The 17,334-nt window shown below is 45.3% G+C and carries 14 protein-coding genes; 5 read left to right on the top strand and 9 right to left on the bottom strand.

Annotation, left to right across the window (positions count from 1 at the left end):
* The first annotated feature begins 123 nt into the window (after nucleotides 1-123).
* Together L1D15_RS04950 and L1D15_RS04945 are read left to right on the top strand one after the other, a co-directional pair.
* Nucleotides 124-1,584, top strand: coding sequence for a hypothetical protein (locus L1D15_RS04950; protein ID WP_239874857.1), 1,461 nt, complete (start codon nucleotides 124-126; stop codon nucleotides 1,582-1,584).
* A gap of 135 nt (nucleotides 1,585-1,719) precedes the next feature.
* Complete coding sequence (locus L1D15_RS04945) at nucleotides 1,720-2,598, top strand: NAD(P)-dependent oxidoreductase (protein ID WP_239874856.1); 879 nt, start codon at nucleotides 1,720-1,722, stop codon at nucleotides 2,596-2,598.
* A 342-nt stretch (nucleotides 2,599-2,940) separates the two neighbouring features.
* Here the strand turns inward: L1D15_RS04945 and katG are convergent, their stop codons facing one another.
* The 5 genes from katG to L1D15_RS04920 form a co-directional block, all read right to left on the bottom strand.
* Nucleotides 2,941-5,118 carry a catalase/peroxidase HPI gene (gene katG / locus L1D15_RS04940; protein ID WP_239874855.1) on the bottom strand — a complete coding sequence of 726 codons (2,178 nt, stop codon included), beginning with the start codon at nucleotides 5,116-5,118 and terminating at the stop codon, nucleotides 2,941-2,943.
* Between the two features lie 316 nt (nucleotides 5,119-5,434).
* Entirely contained in the window at nucleotides 5,435-6,052 is a 618-nt protein-coding gene (locus L1D15_RS04935) for a glutathione S-transferase (RefSeq protein WP_239874854.1), read from the bottom strand.
* Nucleotides 6,053-6,064: 12 nt separating this feature from the next.
* Nucleotides 6,065-7,096: an NADP-dependent oxidoreductase gene (locus L1D15_RS04930; RefSeq protein ID WP_239874853.1), complete on the bottom strand. Its 1,032-nt coding sequence runs from the start codon at nucleotides 7,094-7,096 to the stop codon at nucleotides 6,065-6,067.
* Between the two features lie 81 nt (nucleotides 7,097-7,177).
* Nucleotides 7,178-7,762: a TetR/AcrR family transcriptional regulator gene (locus tag L1D15_RS04925; RefSeq protein ID WP_239874852.1), complete on the bottom strand. Its 585-nt coding sequence runs from the start codon at nucleotides 7,760-7,762 to the stop codon at nucleotides 7,178-7,180.
* Between the two features lie 133 nt (nucleotides 7,763-7,895).
* Complete coding sequence (locus tag L1D15_RS04920; RefSeq protein WP_239874851.1) at nucleotides 7,896-9,614, bottom strand: diguanylate cyclase; 1,719 nt, start codon at nucleotides 9,612-9,614, stop codon at nucleotides 7,896-7,898.
* A 185-nt stretch (nucleotides 9,615-9,799) separates the two neighbouring features.
* Between L1D15_RS04920 and L1D15_RS04915 the strand changes: the two genes are divergently transcribed.
* Nucleotides 9,800-10,564: a transporter substrate-binding domain-containing protein gene (locus tag L1D15_RS04915; RefSeq protein WP_239874850.1), complete on the top strand. Its 765-nt coding sequence runs from the start codon at nucleotides 9,800-9,802 to the stop codon at nucleotides 10,562-10,564.
* Nucleotides 10,565-10,631: 67 nt separating this feature from the next.
* Here the strand turns inward: L1D15_RS04915 and yqfB are convergent, their stop codons facing one another.
* The 3 genes from yqfB to L1D15_RS04900 form a co-directional block, all read right to left on the bottom strand.
* Nucleotides 10,632-10,952 carry a N(4)-acetylcytidine aminohydrolase gene (yqfB, locus tag L1D15_RS04910; protein ID WP_239864462.1) on the bottom strand — a complete coding sequence of 107 codons (321 nt, stop codon included), beginning with the start codon at nucleotides 10,950-10,952 and terminating at the stop codon, nucleotides 10,632-10,634.
* Nucleotides 10,949-12,148, bottom strand: coding sequence for a DEAD/DEAH box helicase (locus L1D15_RS04905; RefSeq protein WP_239874849.1), 1,200 nt, complete (start codon nucleotides 12,146-12,148; stop codon nucleotides 10,949-10,951). The genes yqfB and L1D15_RS04905 overlap by 4 nt, the downstream gene beginning before the upstream one ends.
* Before the next feature lie 121 nt (nucleotides 12,149-12,269).
* The gene (locus tag L1D15_RS04900; RefSeq protein ID WP_239874848.1) at nucleotides 12,270-12,740 is read right to left on the bottom strand and encodes an OsmC family protein; all 471 of its coding nucleotides are present in this window, start codon (nucleotides 12,738-12,740) and stop codon (nucleotides 12,270-12,272) included.
* A gap of 272 nt (nucleotides 12,741-13,012) precedes the next feature.
* Here L1D15_RS04900 and L1D15_RS04895 point away from each other — a divergent pair, with 272 nt between their 5' ends.
* Both L1D15_RS04895 and L1D15_RS04890 read left to right on the top strand, forming a co-directional pair.
* Entirely contained in the window at nucleotides 13,013-14,686 is a 1,674-nt protein-coding gene (locus L1D15_RS04895; protein ID WP_239874847.1) for an amidohydrolase, read from the top strand.
* A gap of 53 nt (nucleotides 14,687-14,739) precedes the next feature.
* Nucleotides 14,740-15,144, top strand: a complete 405-nt coding sequence (locus tag L1D15_RS04890; RefSeq protein ID WP_239836065.1) for a hypothetical protein — start codon at nucleotides 14,740-14,742, stop codon at nucleotides 15,142-15,144.
* An 82-nt stretch (nucleotides 15,145-15,226) separates the two neighbouring features.
* Here L1D15_RS04890 and L1D15_RS04885 read toward each other — a convergent pair whose 3' ends face one another.
* Nucleotides 15,227-17,164: an endonuclease/exonuclease/phosphatase family protein gene (locus tag L1D15_RS04885; RefSeq protein WP_239874846.1), complete on the bottom strand. Its 1,938-nt coding sequence runs from the start codon at nucleotides 17,162-17,164 to the stop codon at nucleotides 15,227-15,229.
* Nucleotides 17,165-17,334 lie beyond the last annotated feature (170 nt).

The raw sequence follows: 17,334 nt of genomic DNA, 5'->3' as shown, positions 1-17,334 counted from the left end.
TACGTGTTTTTCTAAATCTACAGCTGTTAGCATTCGCACTGCGTTAACCACTGCTATAACGCCACGCGCCATTACACTCTAATGGCGCGTTTTTGCCTTTCATTATTCATCGGGGATTTTGCAATGAACCTTAAACTTATTGCTGTTGTATCCATCTCTGCAGGCCTAGTCGCATGCGGTGGAGGCGGCGACGGTGGTTCACCTAGCTCTAGTACTTCATCTCAAACACGAAGCCTTCAAGGTGTGGCCATAGATGGATACATCTCTGGCGCGACGGCTTTTCTTGATATCAATTACAACGGTCAGTTAGACTCTGGTGAGCCTAGTGCTGTAACTAATTCTGAGGGTAGCTATCGCCTATCTTTGTCAGGTAGTAACTCTGACTGTATTGATTACGCGCCTATTGTTGTAAATGTGCCTGTCGGTGCGATTGATGCGGATCATCCTAATACGCCGATCAGTGAGCCATACCAGCTTGTCTTTCCTCCAGCAATGACACTCAGTTCAGAGCATGAGATAAAATCTACTACACCTTTAACGACAGTATTGTGGAATCAAATTCAGGAAGACCTAAATGAAAGTGGTATCACCAGTTGTACCGGGTTGAGGTCTGCTGTAAATACGCAAGAGAAAGTGATCCAAAATGTTAAGGAGCACGATCATCGTATTGCGGCACGTTATAACATCGCAGCAGATAAGATTTACGGTGATTTCATTAAGGAACAAAATAAAGAGCTGTATGAATTAGCTCAGAAGATGATGCCCGCAATTAGGAAGTCATACAGTGATACTAAGGCACTTCAGCAGGTAAATCCTGGCGCTCATCAAGCCTATGTAGACTACTATTGGAAATACTGGGACAAAGATACACAGCAAAAAATAGACAAGTGGTATAAGGTCAAAACAGTTTTAACTGACACTAAGCTAGTACACACGGAATACGAAGTCTCAGCAGACTTACAGACCGAAGTATTACTGACTCGTCATACAGAGCGAAACACGAAAAAGAAAGCAGGGTTTGACTACACTAAGAATGCATCATTATGGATTAATGAAGATAACGCCAGCTACAGCTGTGATATCACCGAGTCAATTGAGCAACTTATTCAACCCAACTCTCTGAAAACTTATCGTGTGAGTAATAGCTCAAGTACGCAAGAACTGGATTGGGATAGCTGCAAAAACAATAATGTGGGAAGCAATTTCACCCAATATTTAGAAGTGATAGTCGTTAATAATTATCGTGATGGTATGTTACGCGCCCAGCATACTTTTAGTTATTATCCCAATCCTAAATATCCTGAATGGGTAAACGTTGAGCAGAAGATCGATAGTTTTAGCCGTAGCACTTTGGATCAACTGAGTTATATATCTTCAGATTTCAATGACGACTCAGATTACGGGGCCCACACGTGGGTGAGGTCTAAGCACTCCCAAGTGGCAGTGACACCGTTTAAATTTAACGGTATTGCAATTTCAAGAAACGCCATCGGTGATTGGTGGAAGAATACCTATTACTATAATGGTACCTCTTCATTGGAGTGTTCTCCTGATAAAGGAAAGACTTGGTCAAAATGTAAGTAATGTGTTTTGTTAGATTAAGCCCCTGATTGGGGCTTTTTCTTTATCTGGAATCATTTAATGGGTGTTTGTAGTAAACCCAAGAGAAAATGTTTAGTAGACTGTCCACCTAATTATAAAGCTTAAAAGGAAATAGGAATGAGTCAGCAGCAAGTCGCGTTTATTGGTCTAGGTGTGATGGGTTACCCGATGGCAGGTTACTTAAGTAAAGCGGGGTATTCCACCAAAGTGTTCAATCGCACTCAAGCAAAAGCGATTAAATGGGCCGATGAATATCAGGGCACAGCGTGTGAGACGCCAAAGCAAGCAGCGCAGGATTGCGATGTCGTGTTCATTTGTGTGGGCAATGATGATGACGTGCGCAGTGTTGTTTACGGTGAAGATGGCGTACTGGCTGGGTTGAAAGCAGGTGCTGTTCTGGTCGACCATACTACAACCTCAGCAGAGCTTGCGGTTGAACTGGCGGCCGCAGCAAAAGAAAACGGTAATCAGTTTATTGATGCGCCAGTTTCTGGTGGTCAAGCGGGCGCGGAAAACGGCGTGTTGACCATTATGTGTGGTGGTGATCAAGCAGTGTTCGAGCAAGTCTCACCAGTGATGGATGTGTACGCTAAACAAATGACGCTATTGGGGGAAAATGGTCAGGGCCAGCGCTGTAAAATGGTCAACCAAATCTGTATTGGTGGCATTCTGCAAGGGCTTAGTGAAGCGTTACTACTCGCTCAAAAATCTGGTTTGGATGTTGAGCAAGTGGTCGAGACCTTGAAGCATGGTGCGGCAGGCTCATGGCAAATGGAAAATCGCGCCGTGACAATGTCACAAGATAAATTCGATTTTGGCTTTGCCATTGACTGGATGCGCAAAGACCTAGGTTTCTGCCTAAAGGAAGCGGAACGAGTTGGGCTTGATTTACCTTTAACCAAGAAGGTTGATGAGCAATACGCTCAGCTACAACAAGATGGTTATGGCCGTATGGATACTTCTGTTTTGATGAAAGCGGTGGCGAAAAAACAATAAGCGCTAAATAAACAATACGCCAATGCGTGCAGGTAGCGATCGGCGTATGGATTTCAGTTCTGATTTAAGCGGGTTGCTCAGCATCAGTAGAATATAAACAGCTCTTTGGTATCAAACAACTTAAAGAATTCGAATCCTTTCATAGCCAACTTCCTCACTTGTAACATCGAAGGTTAATGGATAAGTGAAGCTTTTATGCGCTTCGTTTCTTAACTACGGTTACCTCTTTAAATTTAGTGCAACTTGTCGTTATTTGCCAAATTGTTGATGAGTTAGTCACTTGCAAGGTCTGGCTTGTTGATACCCCACGACCTATTGTCGGCCGTGGGCTGACAAGCTAACTTACTGTTTTAAATCGAATCGGTCAGCGTTCATGATTTTGGTCCAAGCTGCGACAAAGTCGCGAACAAATTTCTCTTTGTTATCGTCTTGAGCGTAAACCTCTGCATAAGCGCGCAGGATTGAGTTGGAACCGAACACAAGGTCGACTCGGGTCGCTGTCCATTTCTCTTTTCCACTACTACGTTCGACAATAGAGTAGGAGTTACGCCCTGTTGGTTTCCATGTGTATCGCATGTCCGTCAGATTAACAAAAAAGTCGTTTGTCAGTGCTCCGACATTGTCTGTGAATACACCGTGCTGAGTGCCCGAGTGGTTAGTTCCCAAGACACGCATACCACCAATGAGGACCGTCATTTCTGGTGCGGTTAAGCCCAATAGTTGAGCATGGTCGAGCATCAATTCCTCAGGGCTGACCGCATAATGCTGCTTCTGCCAGTTTCTGAATCCGTCTGCAACAGGCTCTAGCACATCAAATGAATCGATATCTGTTTGTTCAGCACTCGCATCGCCACGTCCCGGAGCAAAGGGAACGGATATGTTGACTCCAGCAGCTTGCGCTGCTTGCTCGATACCAACGCTGCCTGCAAGGACTATGGTATCGGCGATACTAGCACCTGATTCAGAGGCTATACCTTCTAGTATCGAAAGTACTTTAGCGAGCTTTTCAGGTTCGTTACCTGGCCACTGATTTTGTGGTGCAAGACGAATGCGTGCGCCGTTGGCACCGCCACGTTTGTCTGAGTTGCGGTAGGTACGAGCACTGTCCCAAGCGGTTGAGACCATATCACTGATGCTTAATCCACTTGAAGCGATTTTGACCTTGACTGCTTCAACATCGAAGTTGCTGTGACCTACAGGTACAGGATCTTGCCAAATCAAATCTTCTGCTGGGACATCTGGACCGTAATAACGGGATTTGGGCCCCATATCGCGGTGAGTTAGCTTAAACCATGCACGAGCAAAGGTGTCTGAGAAGTACTCAGGATCTTGATAGAAGCGCTCTGAGATCTTGCGGTATTCAGGATCAATCTTGAGCGCCATATCGGCATCTGTCATGATTGGGTTGTGACGGATACTAGGGTCTTCGACATCGACAGGTTTATCTTCTTCTTTGATGTTGTCAGGTTCCCACTGCCACGCGCCAGCCGGACTTTTTTGCAGCGACCAGTCATAGTTTAATAGGAGGTGGAAGAAGCCGTTATCCCATTGCGTTGGGTGGGTTGTCCATGCACCTTCCAACCCACTGGTCACTGTGTCACGGCCAATACCGCGAGAGGTGTGGTTATTCCAACCAAGACCTTGTTCATCTAGCTCTGCACGCTCAGGTTCAGCGCCGAGTTTAGCAGCGTTACCGTTACCGTGGGCCTTACCAACTGTGTGGCCGCCAGCGGTCAATGCGACGGTTTCTTCGTCATTCATTCCCATACGTTCAAAAGTGACACGCATGTCTTGAGCCGTTTTCAGTGGGTCTGGTTTACCATCAACCCCTTCAGGGTTGACGTAGATTAAGCCCATCATGACAGAGGCAAGTGGATTTTCTAAGTCCCGCTCACCTGAGTAGCGGCTGTTTTCACTCCCACTTTCAGCCAGCCATTCGGTTTCTGCGCCCCAGTAGATGTCTTTCTCTGGGTGCCAAATGTCTTCACGGCCAAAAGCAAAGCCGAAAGTCTTCAAGCCCATAGACTCGTATGCCATATTGCCCGCAAGGATCATCAGATCAGCCCAGCTGATTTTGTTACCGTATTTTTGTTTGATAGGCCACAGTAAGCGACGAGCCTTGTCTAAGTTAGCATTATCAGGCCAAGAGTTCAGAGGTGCAAAACGTTGGTTACCGGTATCAGCACCACCGCGACCATCGCCTGTACGATAAGAGCCTGCAGAGTGCCACGCCATGCGGATCATTAAACCACCATAATGACCCCAATCTGCTGGCCACCAATCTTGGCTATCTGTCATCAGCGTTTTAAGATCATTTTTCAGGGCTTCTACGTCGAGTTTTTTCAACTCTTCGCGATAGTTAAAATTCAAGCCCATTGGGTTTGATTTCTGATCATGTTGGTGCAGGATGTCGAGGTTGAGGGCGTTTGGCCACCAAGCTACGTTGGATGAGCCTGAAGAGGTTGCACCGCCATGCATAACAGGGCATTGACCGTTTGTACTCACGTTTTTATGATCCATGTTTGCTCCTTGAGTGTCGCTTATTCTCGGTTACTGCTTTGGCTGTTGTTTCAGCAGTAATCGAATTATTGGGTATTTTCTTAAAGACAAAGACGTTTCCCCATTGGCAAAGCGCCTGAGTGAATGCCCATCATTGGACTATTGTTTAGATGTCAGGATAGTTGGTGAGAGAGCTTTTATAAAATTGTTTATGGCTATGCTATCGATAGATATTCTCTATCAGGTGCATATTGAAATGTACAGGTAAGGCAATGAGGAATATGAAAGCGAGTAATAACAAGGGCTGCCCTAGAGCAAGCAGCCCATTATAGAAAAGTTAACCGAATTTAACTTCTAACTGTTCGGCTTTATTCCAGCTGTCGTGAGTTTTGATCTGAGAAGCGTAGCGAATAATATTGGTGTAGCTTTCCAGTAGCCCAAACTTGGTGAGAATATCGACAATGAAGGACATCATGATATCGGCTCCAGTCAACTTATCTGCAACCAGATAACGCTTATTCTCCAAGCGTTGGTCAACGTAACTCATAACCTTGTGCAGCTCGATCTCCGCATAATCAGGCAGGAAGTTCATCTGAGCGCCATCCTTCGCGATGAACGTCTTTAACAGTAATGGCAGTGCCGCAGAGCTTTCTGCAAAATGCAACCATTGTAAATAATCTAGGTGTTCACTTGAGCCTTTAGGCGGTGCGAGCCTGTCTGCAGCGTATTTGTCGATCAGGTACTCAGTAATGGCTCCAGACTCGGTAATGACATGCCCGTCTTCTTCAATCACCGGAGATTTACCAAGTGGATGAATAGCCTTTAGCTCTGGCGGGGCGAGAAAAGTCACGCTATCGCGATGATAAGGTACGACTTCATAGTTAACTCCCAGTTCTTCCAACAGCCAAATAATGCGTTTAGAGCGTGATTGATTGAGATGATGTAATTTAATCATGTTGGTCTCCGGTTACTGTGGGTTGTTGGTTTTTACCACCAGCTTGCCAAAGTTCTCGCCTTCTAGCAGGCCGATAAAGGCTTGTGGTGCTTTGTCAAAGCCTTCGATTAGATGTTCGCGATAGTGGATTTTTCCTTCTGCTAACCACTGGCTCATGTCAGTGGCGAACTCTTCATAACGATGAGCGTAGTCATCAAAAATGATAAAGCCCTGCATTTTGATACGCTTGATAAGAAGTTGTGACATGAGTAGGGACATTCGGTCAGGCCCCTCAGGCAGTGCCGTCGCATTGTATTGAGAAATCAGACCGCAAAGTGGGATTCGAGCGCTGGTATTGAGTAGTGGCATGACGGCGTCGAAGACTTTACCACCGACGTTTTCAAAGTAGATGTCGATGCCTTGGTCACAGACTTTGGCTAATTGCTCGGCAAAATCATCTGCCTTGTGGTCGATACATTCGTCGAAGCCTAATTGTTGTTTGGCATATCGGCATTTTTCTTCACCACCGGCTACACCGATCACACGGCAACCTTTCAGTTTGCCGATTTGACCAACCATCGAACCGACAGCACCTGTCGCTGCGGCAACCACCAAAGTCTCACCTGATTTGGGTTGGCCAATATCCAGTAAACCCATATATGCGGTAAAGCCTGGCATGCCCATCACGCCGAGCGCATAGGAGGGGTGAGTTGGGTTCATGCCCATTTTAATTAGCCCTTCACCGTCTGAAATCGCGTAATCTTGCCAGCCAGCGAAAGCCAGTACCCATTCCCCAACTGAATAATCAGGATGGTTTGAGGCTTCAACTTGGCACACTGTGCCACCGACCATCACGTCATCAATCGCAACAGGGTCGGCATAGGATTTGGCATCACTCATACGCCCACGCATGTATGGGTCGAGAGACAGATACACACTTCGTAGTAGTAGCTCACCTTGAGCAGGAAGGGGCTTTTGGGTTTCTTCTAAACGGAAGTTTTCAGCAGTTGGTGCTCCTTTAGGGCGTGAAGCAAGAACGATGCGTCGGTTTACGTTGTTAGTCATTGCGTTTCCTATTATTAGACCAGTCGTCTAGTTGTAATTTCAAAAAATTCCCGTTGGTTTAGCCAAACGGGAATAGGTAACTTAAGTGCTAAGTAGAGACTGAGTGGTCTCTAAGCTACGTTCAAGATGTGATTGATCCTGAACCAGTTTGTTGAGAAGGCTTGCGCCAAGCCATTGTTGGTAAAGCTGAGCCGCAACCAAATGTGCATCCACAGTTTGAATAGACTGATCTTTAATACCAGCCTCTATGCAGCTCGCGATGGAGGCAATGACTGCTCCTGCGCCATTGGCTAGCTTGATACGCATAGGCTCAGACAGATCAGAAACTTCGGCACTGAGCTTGACCACAAGGCATCGATTGGCGTTGCAGACACCATTTTCCACCTCTAACCAGCGCGAGAAGTACCCCATTAAACGCTGATAACCATTGCCTGTATCAGCAGTAAAAATGTCATTAATACGCGCTAAGTAGCTCGTAAAATAATTTTCAATAAGCGCTTCACCAAATTGCTCTTTGGACTTGAAATAGTGATAGAAGGATCCTTTCGGTACATCTGCGGTCTTAAGCAACTCAGATAACCCCATTGCTGTGAAGCCCTTGTTTACCACTAATTCGTAACCCACATTGAGAATATGTTGGCGAGTGTCGTGTGTTCTTTCATTCATAGCGTGCAATATAGAATAAATTAGACCAGTCGTCTAGTTTTGTAGTGACTTGACTTGTTTGGTTTGGCCATAAACGCGAACCGTTTAACTGACTCTATCAAAGAGTGGGTTGAACGTCTCGCACGCTAAGTGGCTAAAGTTTCAGTGGTAAGACATCAGGGCTGTCTGAATGAGAATCCTTGTTTTGTTGCTTTAGGTAGGATTTTGACTGAGTATGTACGGCCTGGCTTCGGCCATTATTTTTGGCTTGATACAAAGCGGTATCTGCGGCTTTAATGAGCTCAGTAGTTGAAGTGTTAAGCTCAGGGAAAGTCGTCACCCCAATGGAAACACCGAGCTGCCCTAATGATAATCCTTTCATGTCTAAGTGCAGATCTCTAACGGAGTCGACAATGTGGTTGGCGAGATCCATTGACTTATCTACTGAGCTACTTGGGCAGATCACCGCCAGTTCTTCACCGCCAAGGCGGCAGGCGACGTGTTCGTCGCCTATTTCTCGTTTCAATAGATTGGCCACTTCTTTTAATACGTAATCCCCTGCATCATGGCCGAAGTTGTCGTTAAAGCGTTTGAAATGATCTAAATCCAACATTAGAAGTGATATAGGGCTGTTGTCTTGTGCGGCTTTTGCCCACTCTTTCTCAAAAATTTCTTCAAAATAACGGCGATTGAATAGGCCCGTTAAAGGATCCCGCATCGCTTGTGAACGAAGCTTCTCTTGTAGGCTTAAGTTCGCCAGTGCCAAACCAAGGTGCTCTGCGATGGTAAACGAAAGCTGCTTGATGTCTTCAGATATCTCTCCAGTTTGGTCATCAAAATACAAGTGAAACATGCCCACTGTGTTACCATGAGCGGTAAGAGGGATACAAAGAGTGAGCCCATCGGTCGAGGCCTGGTTCATGTGGTTGCATGAGAGGTTATGATGCTTCTCTTTCGATAAATGATATTTCCCTTTTCGCAGTGCCCAGCAGTCGTTAGGGGCATATAGCTTACTTGCGGGCCATTCGCCTCCCCAGTCGAGTTTGACTTCCAACTGGTTGCGAGAGTCGCGCATGATGGAGACACAACCATTCACGTTACCTAATACTCTTGGAATGATGTCTGCCACCACAATTTGTGCCTCTTTCACTGTATTGCAGGCCGCTAGCATGTTGGCTAATTGGTGGAGCAGTTCAATTTCCTGAGTGCTTTTCTGAATACGATATTCCTGCTGATCCCTTTCCGCTTGAACCATCCGGAATAATTTACGATGGCTGACCCAAGTTGAAATAACAAGAATTAATACCGAACACGCCATTAAGACGTGTTCGATAAACTTCAAATCAGCCGACATGGCGTAGACTGAAGTCATGGGCATCGCGAGACGAAGAATATATGTTGAGTCGTGACCATGGCCGTCTTCAGGGAGTTCAAGCTTTTTAGCTACATAAAGTAATTCTTGGTTTAAGGATTGGCTAAACCGTTTGGATATGCCTGTTTCACCAGATAAGGCGGAAACAAACTCTTGTCGGCGACTGTGATCGTCAAGCCGAGCTATCTCTCGGTTATTCAATTGGGAGTCGCCCAGTACTTCCCCTGAACTGTGTATGATGGTGAATCGTTGCTCAAAGCTAGATTGTGAAAGTGTATCAAGGAAGCTATCTATTTCAGGTTGACTCATATCATAGAGATCAAGGTTCTTGTCTTGAATTTGATGTGAGACGTCATCAATGATGTTTGACATGTAGGTACTGACAATATTTGTGACCCAATTGTCTAGTGTCTTATCGTAATAGTAGCCACCAACAAGTAAAGAAAGGGTCAGTGCCACAACAGGGAAGTATTGAAAGCGATTAAGAGAAGAGCGAATCATAAGGTCCCCATACTAACGGCTATAAAGATGGATTTTTACGTAAAAAGTCAAACGATACTCAACAGAGAGATTACTATTAACAATAAGTAAGTGTAGAAGTTCTCTGACTATATGCAATTGTGTTATTGCTCTTTGGTTTTATAAAACTTTTCCATTAGGTTGTTGATTTATAAAAAGGATTTAGGATGAAAGGGTTACGCTTAGGTATAATGATGCTTGCTCTAGCAGCACTGAAACCTTGTGCTGCAAAGTCCATTGATTTAGTGACGCTTGAGTATCCGCCCTATATAGAAATGCAAGGACAGCAAGTCTCAGGCGTTGCTGTAGAGCTCGTAAGATATGTTTTTCATCAGTTAGAAACGCCAGTGAACATCACTGTGTTACCTTGGGCGAGAGCACTAACCTTGGTTAAACGCGGCCGTGCTGACGGTATCTTTACTGCATTCAAAAATCCCGAGCGGGAAAAATTTGCAGATTTTTCGGAAAATGTGCTCTTCGTTCAAAATATCAGTCTCATAGCTCTCAAAGGAAGTGATTACAAACCTACAGAAGTTTTAGCTGGGGATGTATCCAAAATTGCTCTTTGTGTCGTCAATGGCGTGAGTTATGGCAAACGTATGGATGAAAAGATCGCGAAGGGAGGCTTTCGGCTCATTTTCCAAAGAAACAGCACGGAAGAGTGCGCTCATCTCGTCCGGACGAAACGCGCAGATATATGGGTAAATAATGAGTTCGGTGCGCGTAGTATTCTTGTTCGTGAAGGTTTAGATAATGATATTGAGATCTTATCGCCTCCTATTGAAGCGACACCCAGCTATATTGCCTTTTCCAAAGGTCGCAACCACGGCGAATTACTGAAGCGTTTTGATCAAGTCTTATTTAATATGAAGCAAGACGGACGCTACGAAGCACTCATTTACGACTATTTCGAAAACATGAGAGTAAAGTAAGTTGGTCTCTTTGTTTGGCTGGTAGAGTCGGATACCGCCCGGTGATGCCGGGCGAGTGCCGCACTGCTTATGTATTCACCAGTTCATAAGTAATCAAAAACAGATCGTCTGTACTTGGGTAGATCTCACGAATCAGTTGTTTAAGCTTGGGCAGTTCAATCGCTTCTTGCTCTGCATGAAATTCGTTAATGTCATTGAACTCAAGCGGCTCGACAGCAAGGATTTTTATCTCGCACACCTTTTCATCTTTCTCCAAAGTGAACACTTCAACCTGAGTCCCTGGCACATAGTGAGACTCCGACTCGTCACGAATGGTAATCGTCTTTTTACCAGAAGTAATCAGCGGAGTTAGAAACTCAAAGAAAGTAATTTTAGTTGGTGCGTTCATTGGGCATCCTTTTCTTGACGCTTGTGCTTAGGTACGTAATTTAGAATAGAAATAGGCACGGGTTTACGAGGCTCAAATCCTTCTACTTCTCGGCGTTCAATCAAGTGACCAAGGCGGCTTTCTATCATGCACAAATTTTTGAAGTTGTCTTTGGAAACAAAAGATATCGCTTCCCCTTTCGCATCTGCACGGCCAGTACGACCAATGCGATGTACATACTCATCCGCTGGGAAGGGCAAGTCATAGTTAATGACTCGAGTTAGACCTTCAATATCAATACCACGTGCGCCTACTCCAGTCGCGATCATGTATTGGATTTTTCCAGCCTTAAAGTCTTCTAGTAGCTTTGATCGCACGGCTTGGCTGCGGCCACTGTGAAAGGCTTCGGCTTCAATACCGCGCTTTTCTAACTGCTGAGCGAGTTTGGCGGCGCCATGTTTCGTTTCGATAAAGATCAATGCTTGATCCCAGTTGTTTTCTTTAATCAAGTGGCTCAAAAGCGCGGACTTCTTATCTTTATCAACCGTAATTAACCATTGCTCTATGTTCTCTTTGGATGCTTGGTTAGCGGCAATCGAGATTTCATATGGGTTATGGACGGCTGTTTTCGCTAGGTCGCGAACTTTATTCGAGAGAGTGGCAGAAAACAGCAGATGCTGAATATCTGTCGGCAGGCGATCAAGGATCTTGTTGATATCATCAATGAAGCCCATATCAAGCATTCGGTCAGCTTCATCCAACACCAACATTTCTACTTCTTCAAAATGCACTGCACGTTTACCGTACATGTCAATCAGTCGGCCGGGTGTTGCAACCAGAATATCAACGCCTTCAATCAGAGCTTGTTTTTGGCTTTGCTCATCTACACCACCGTACATTGCCAATGATTTCAGAGCAAGGTGTTGTCCGTAGTCACGAACCTTCTCTTCCACCTGAACGGCCAGTTCACGAGTCGGAGTCAAAATCAGGCCACGAATACGCTTCTTACGTTGAGTCTCACCTTGGCTGAGTTTTTCCAGCATGGGCAGTACAAAACTGGCGGTTTTACCTGTACCTGTTTGCGCGGCTGCAATGAGATCGTCACCGCGTAAAATCACAGGAATCGCTTTGGTCTGAATCGACGTTGGTTTGTCGTAACCCAGTTGTTGGATAGCGTGAAGAATTGGTTGGCTTAAGCCGAGCTTAGAGAATGGCATCTATACACTCTGAATTTAAATAGTGAAGCAGGGAAATCCTGTGTTTGGCGCGAGTTTAGCATGATTACGCCAATCACGGGATCTCTCCCGACCTTAATTCTTAACCCGAACTATTAATGATTTAGGCAGTAAGAATCTCTGTTACGATTTCTGTTTTCACTGAGTTGGCGATGAAACAGTGTTGGTGGGCAAGGTGATGCATCTTCTCTAACTGGGCATAATCAGGTTGCTTGCTACCAGAAAATATGATGTTAGGTCTGAGGGTTACTTTTGTTACCGAGGTTCGACCTTTGTCATCTTCTTCCATAATGCCTATGGCTTTATCAACATAAGAGTCGATGACGTAACGGCGCTTAGCGGCAATCCCCAGAAAAGTCAGCATGTGACAGCTTGAAATAGCGGCAATAAATGCTTCTTCTGGGTCAACGTTTTCCTCGACCGCATAAGGTAATGGAACCACATGAGGGGAAGCCGAAGCAGGGACACTCACGCCGCCGTCAAATTGCCACTGGTGTCCACGACTGTATTGGTTATCGCTGAACGTTTCATGTTCAGCTCGCTGCCAGCGAATGGTGGCGCTGTAATCTGACATGCATTCCTCCGTGAATATGATGCAATGTAATTGAAGTCAACCACCGTAGAGTATCTCATCACAGGGTAGTGACCTAGACGGAAGATGCATAATCTTGATGAGCATATCTGATTGTATTTCTTGCAGCACAAGTTGGCACGAAGGCACGGCTTTTGTTAAATCGGATAATGAAATGACCATTCTTCACACATTCCAATGACTTGTTAGGCTGTAAAGTGAGTCTAGCCCTATACTGTGGTGCGTGAGGGATGAATAACAAGGAATCCAAACTAATGAAATGTGTTGTCACTCTGATACTAGTTGCGAGTTTAACTATGACTGCTCGTGTTTGCGTAGCCAGCTCTGCAGATAGGGTGTTAACCAATGCGAGTATTTACGGTTACCCCTCAGCAGACTCGATTGCTATCGCCAATGGGAAAATTCTCTATGTCGGCTCGCAAGAAGACATGAATAGTTTACAGAGCTCAGCGACTGAAACCATAGATTTGGACGGCGGCTTTGTTGTACCAGGATTTATCGACAACCATAACCATGTGTTTGAGGCGGCTTCAGAAGCGGGAGGCCAGTGTGAGCTGGGCATGGATGCAGGCCTTGAAGCGCAAATTTCTTACCTCAAAGCGTGTCGTAAAGATGCTCGTCGAGGCGAGTGGGTCATGGGCTATGGTTTTTCTATAGAAGCTTTGCTGGCAGAAGAGAATAAACGTACACCACTAGAGGTGATTGATTCGGTTTTCCCAGATCAACCTGTGATTATTATGGAGCAAACATCCCACTCGATGTGGGTCAATTCCGTCGCCTTGAGCATCGCAGGAATCAATAAGCATTCACCAGAGCCACAGGGAGGTAAGATCCTGAAAGATGAAGGCACAGGTGAGCTCAATGGCATCCTGCTTGATAACGCCGGTGATATTGTGATGGAAATAGCTTGGAACAGCCTTGAAGAGCAGTTTGATCAAAGCTATGAAGGTATGATGGCAGGCTTGGATGAGGCCCGAAGACATGGAATCACCACCATAGGTGATGGGCGACTTTACTGGAAACGTGGCTGGTACGAAGTATGGAAGGAAGCCGAAAAGCGGGGTGACCTGACGGCACGTATTTCCCTGAGGCCTTGGATTTACCCGACGGACTCAATGCAGTCGCAACTCGCTTTTTTATCCAAGGTACTGACCACAGATAAATCTCGGCTTCTACTGGTGGATCAGGTTAAAATGTACAGTGATGGCATTCTGGTTAATGGATCAGCCAAGACGCTTGATCCTTATCTGGATACTTATATTCCTGACGAGCCCTACGGCATAAACTACATTCCACCCCAGGTGATGGCTGACTGGCTTAAAGCACTGGATAAGATTGGCTATGGTGCTCACATTCACGCGATTGGTGATGGTGCGATTCGAGAATCACTGAATGCTATTCAAACCATTCGTCAGCAAGGCAGCAACAAAAATTACACCTTGACCCATGTCGAGTTGGTGAACTCGAAAGACATTGAACGTTTTTCTGAGCTGGATGTAACTGCTGATTTCCAAGTGGGTTCTAATTATGTGGCGTATCACGATCATCAGTGGGCGGAGGCATTTCTTGGCGCTAAGAGAGCCCGTGCATTGATGAACTTGAAAGCCATTTTCGATACAGGTGCTAACGTCTCCTTAAGCAGTGACTGGAATGTGCATGATATCAACCCGCTTGTAGGGATTGGCAATAGCCTTATCATGGGAAAAACAGGCCTGCCCAGTGTTGAAGATGCCATAGACGCTTATACCATCAATGCAGCAGTGAGCTTAGGTATCGATGATGTGACAGGGTCAATTGAAGTGGGGAAGGCCGCAGATTTTGCCATTTTGTCGCGCGATATTACCAAATTATCTGCGGAGAAAATCAAACAGACCGATATTTGGATGACGATGCTAAACGGTCAAATCGTCTACAGTATTGATGAATAAACCACCATGCCGTGCTGGAAAGAGCACGCGTTTTAGTATGAAGGAGTAGAGTGTTGAAATCCCCGATATTTTTGGCCGAAGTAGCTGTTAAACAAGCATTAATCTTAATGTTTGCTGTGCCTATGTTGTTTGAGATGACGTTTGAAGCAATGCAAGACATGGATAAAAGCAATCAAGCTTCCATTTTGGCGGTAGTGGGGTTGTTGATGGCAGCGGCTATTGTGGGGGTATTCGAAGCCACATATCAGAAAACCAATATCCAGCAGAAAGCGCATCGTTTTCTTGCTCATATAACTAAAGCATTGCTTTTCATCGGCATTTCGGAGTTGATGATGTTAGCTGTAACGGCAATTGGTACTACGGAAAACATATACGATGATCCATTACTTTGGGCCTTGGTACCCATTTATCTAGCTTTGTACCTCTATGATTGGTGGGACGCATTAGTCTCTGACTAGTGAAGACGTTCAGGTTGTGCTTCAATTACCTGTCCAAGTGAAAGCTGGCATTGAAGCCAGCTTCCATTTGGGATAGCTGGCCTTAATCAATAGAAAATTGGGTGACAACAGCGCCATGATCCGATGGGTGCATCTCGCTGTGACCATCATCTAGGAGGCAGTAACTTTCTTCAGCGTTCAAGCCCTCTCCCTTATACAGAATAAAATCGATCCTTCCTGCGCCTGAATTCCCTTTGAAGAAAGGCGTCCAAGTAATGCATTTCTTATTCAGTACATCTGGGTTAATTTGGCGATAACTGTCAACGTAGTTGTGACTATCCGCGACTCTCAAGGTCGGCAAGTCGATATTACCGCGACCAAAGATATTGGTTTCTTCAGTGGTATCGACATAGGACAAGGTATTAAAGTCACCACCAATAATGACAGGAATAGTCGGTTCAGAGTCAGCTTCTATTTGGGTCAGAATATTGTTGAGTGGCTGTGCTCTGGCTGCATCGTCTTTGGAGATGAGCTCTTCGTTTGTATATGAAGGATCTGGGAGTAAATTGACGATGTCATCACTTGATGTTAGCCAGATAGAATAAGTGTCTACTTGTTTACCATTACCCATATCAATTCTCACGCCACAAATGTGACTAGTACAATCGCCTAACTCTTTCTCTATCGGGTAGCGACTGAAAATGGCCAGATTACCATCTGAAGCGGATGTTCGATATTCAAACCCTAGACGGTTAGCCAGTGCCTCCTGATAGCCATAGGCTTCTTGCATAAAAATAACATCGGCACCGGAGTGGATGATTTGCTCATAAACATATTCTTGGCTACGCAGAGGGTCTGGCGCAGAGCCGGCATGCCATATGTTGTATGCCATAGTTGTGAGCTCATCTGGATTCTGATGCGCAGCTTCCGTGGTGAATTGCCAAGTGTCTCCGGTGATTGTGCTGGAAGATGACTCAACGTCAACACGCCAGAAGTACTGGGTATCTGGTAACAAACCACTCGTCTGGATTTCTTTGTCAGTTGTTGTCTTTTGATAAAGCACATTTGAGAAGTCTGAACGATCAGAAATCAACACAGTATAGGTCATGTCTTGCTCGGCTTTAAACTCGTCAGGATGTGACCACTGCAGGCGAGTATCTGTCGTGGTTACTCCAGTCGTTCCCGTTGACGGAACGGGGTTGTTAGTCGGTAATGTGTGTCTTTCGCCTAAATCATAGTGATAGAGAGCGTTGATATATCGTGCCCCCATACTTTGCGAATACACGCGGATGTTATCCATCGCCATATTAGCAGAAGGTATGTCTTCCAAGTGACTGTCATAGCCCGGGCTCGCTCCGAAAGCGAGATGCATCGATGCGAGTGCAATTGGTGCACCTGTTGCGACGCGGTTCCCATTGAGGTAAAGGTGGGTTGAGTTTTGATTACTCGCCATCGTGATATGAACCCACTCCCCACGAGGCACTTTAACGCCGGAAAGAAGTTGGGTGGGGAGCTGGGTATCTGGAATTTGCGTGCCTTCGTATTTGCGCCATAACTCTAATGTGTCGTTTTGAGTATTCAGTAACAAAACCGGCTCTCGACTTCTTGCTTCGCCATGAGAACCGTTCATTAGAGATAAGACTTCTTGTTCCGGCTGGTCTTCTTCGAGTTTGAACCAAAAGCTGACGGTTCTATGTTCTGATGCTCTCAAATCGGAAAAGCGAAGGCTGTTGAGCTCTGTAAATGACTTAGCCAATGAACCATCGAAGGAAGTGACACTTGGTAGAGATCCTAGTTCCTCAATATTAACAGGGGATTTTTTCCCCACATTTTGAGGGTCTACTTTCGAGCCGGTGGGTGGGTTATCGAAATCCATACCAATCGTCAGGTTGAAGTTGGTTGCTCGTGGGGGAATGTCGAGATCACGAGTTTCTTGTTCAACAATAACGTCTTCATCACAGCCAACAAGGATACCCATGAGTGATAGGGTAACCAAAGATCGTTTATTGAACAGTGAAGTCAAAGGTGTAGGTAATTGCATAGCCTTGTATCCTCAGTAAAAGATGAACCTGAGAATAAGTGCAGAGTGTTAACGTTTTACTTAAATAGTAATAACCACAAGTAACGACGCTAAATAGATTTTTTATTGGGTGGTTTAATGAATGATTTTGGTGGATTTGTTTTATAATTCATATATTTATGGTTCACACT

This window comes from Vibrio sp. Isolate25 (genome assembly GCF_022398025.1).
Lineage (GTDB): Bacteria > Pseudomonadota > Gammaproteobacteria > Enterobacterales > Vibrionaceae > Vibrio > Vibrio coralliilyticus_A.
This window is presented reverse-complemented; position numbering and strand designations above follow the sequence as displayed.

Excerpts from the sequence above, each read along its gene's own strand:
- L1D15_RS04900 (WP_239874848.1), bottom strand. The coding sequence starts at position 12,740 with ATGTCAGATTACAGCGCCACCATTCGCTGGCAGCGAGCTGAACATGAA.
- yqfB (WP_239864462.1), bottom strand. The coding sequence starts at position 10,952 with ATGAACGCACCAACTAAAATTACTTTCTTTGAGTTTCTAACTCCGCTG.
- L1D15_RS04935 (WP_239874854.1), bottom strand. The coding sequence starts at position 6,052 with ATGATTAAATTACATCATCTCAATCAATCACGCTCTAAACGCATTATT.
- L1D15_RS04945 (WP_239874856.1), top strand. The coding sequence starts at position 1,720 with ATGAGTCAGCAGCAAGTCGCGTTTATTGGTCTAGGTGTGATGGGTTAC.
- katG (WP_239874855.1), bottom strand. The coding sequence starts at position 5,118 with ATGGATCATAAAAACGTGAGTACAAACGGTCAATGCCCTGTTATGCAT.
- L1D15_RS04885 (WP_239874846.1), bottom strand. The coding sequence starts at position 17,164 with ATGCAATTACCTACACCTTTGACTTCACTGTTCAATAAACGATCTTTG.
- L1D15_RS04925 (WP_239874852.1), bottom strand. The coding sequence starts at position 7,762 with ATGAATGAAAGAACACACGACACTCGCCAACATATTCTCAATGTGGGT.
- L1D15_RS04915 (WP_239874850.1), top strand. The coding sequence starts at position 9,800 with ATGAAAGGGTTACGCTTAGGTATAATGATGCTTGCTCTAGCAGCACTG.
- L1D15_RS04920 (WP_239874851.1), bottom strand. The coding sequence starts at position 9,614 with ATGATTCGCTCTTCTCTTAATCGCTTTCAATACTTCCCTGTTGTGGCA.
- L1D15_RS04950 (WP_239874857.1), top strand. The coding sequence starts at position 124 with ATGAACCTTAAACTTATTGCTGTTGTATCCATCTCTGCAGGCCTAGTC.
- L1D15_RS04905 (WP_239874849.1), bottom strand. The coding sequence starts at position 12,148 with ATGCCATTCTCTAAGCTCGGCTTAAGCCAACCAATTCTTCACGCTATC.
- L1D15_RS04895 (WP_239874847.1), top strand. The coding sequence starts at position 13,013 with ATGAAATGTGTTGTCACTCTGATACTAGTTGCGAGTTTAACTATGACT.
- L1D15_RS04930 (WP_239874853.1), bottom strand. The coding sequence starts at position 7,096 with ATGACTAACAACGTAAACCGACGCATCGTTCTTGCTTCACGCCCTAAA.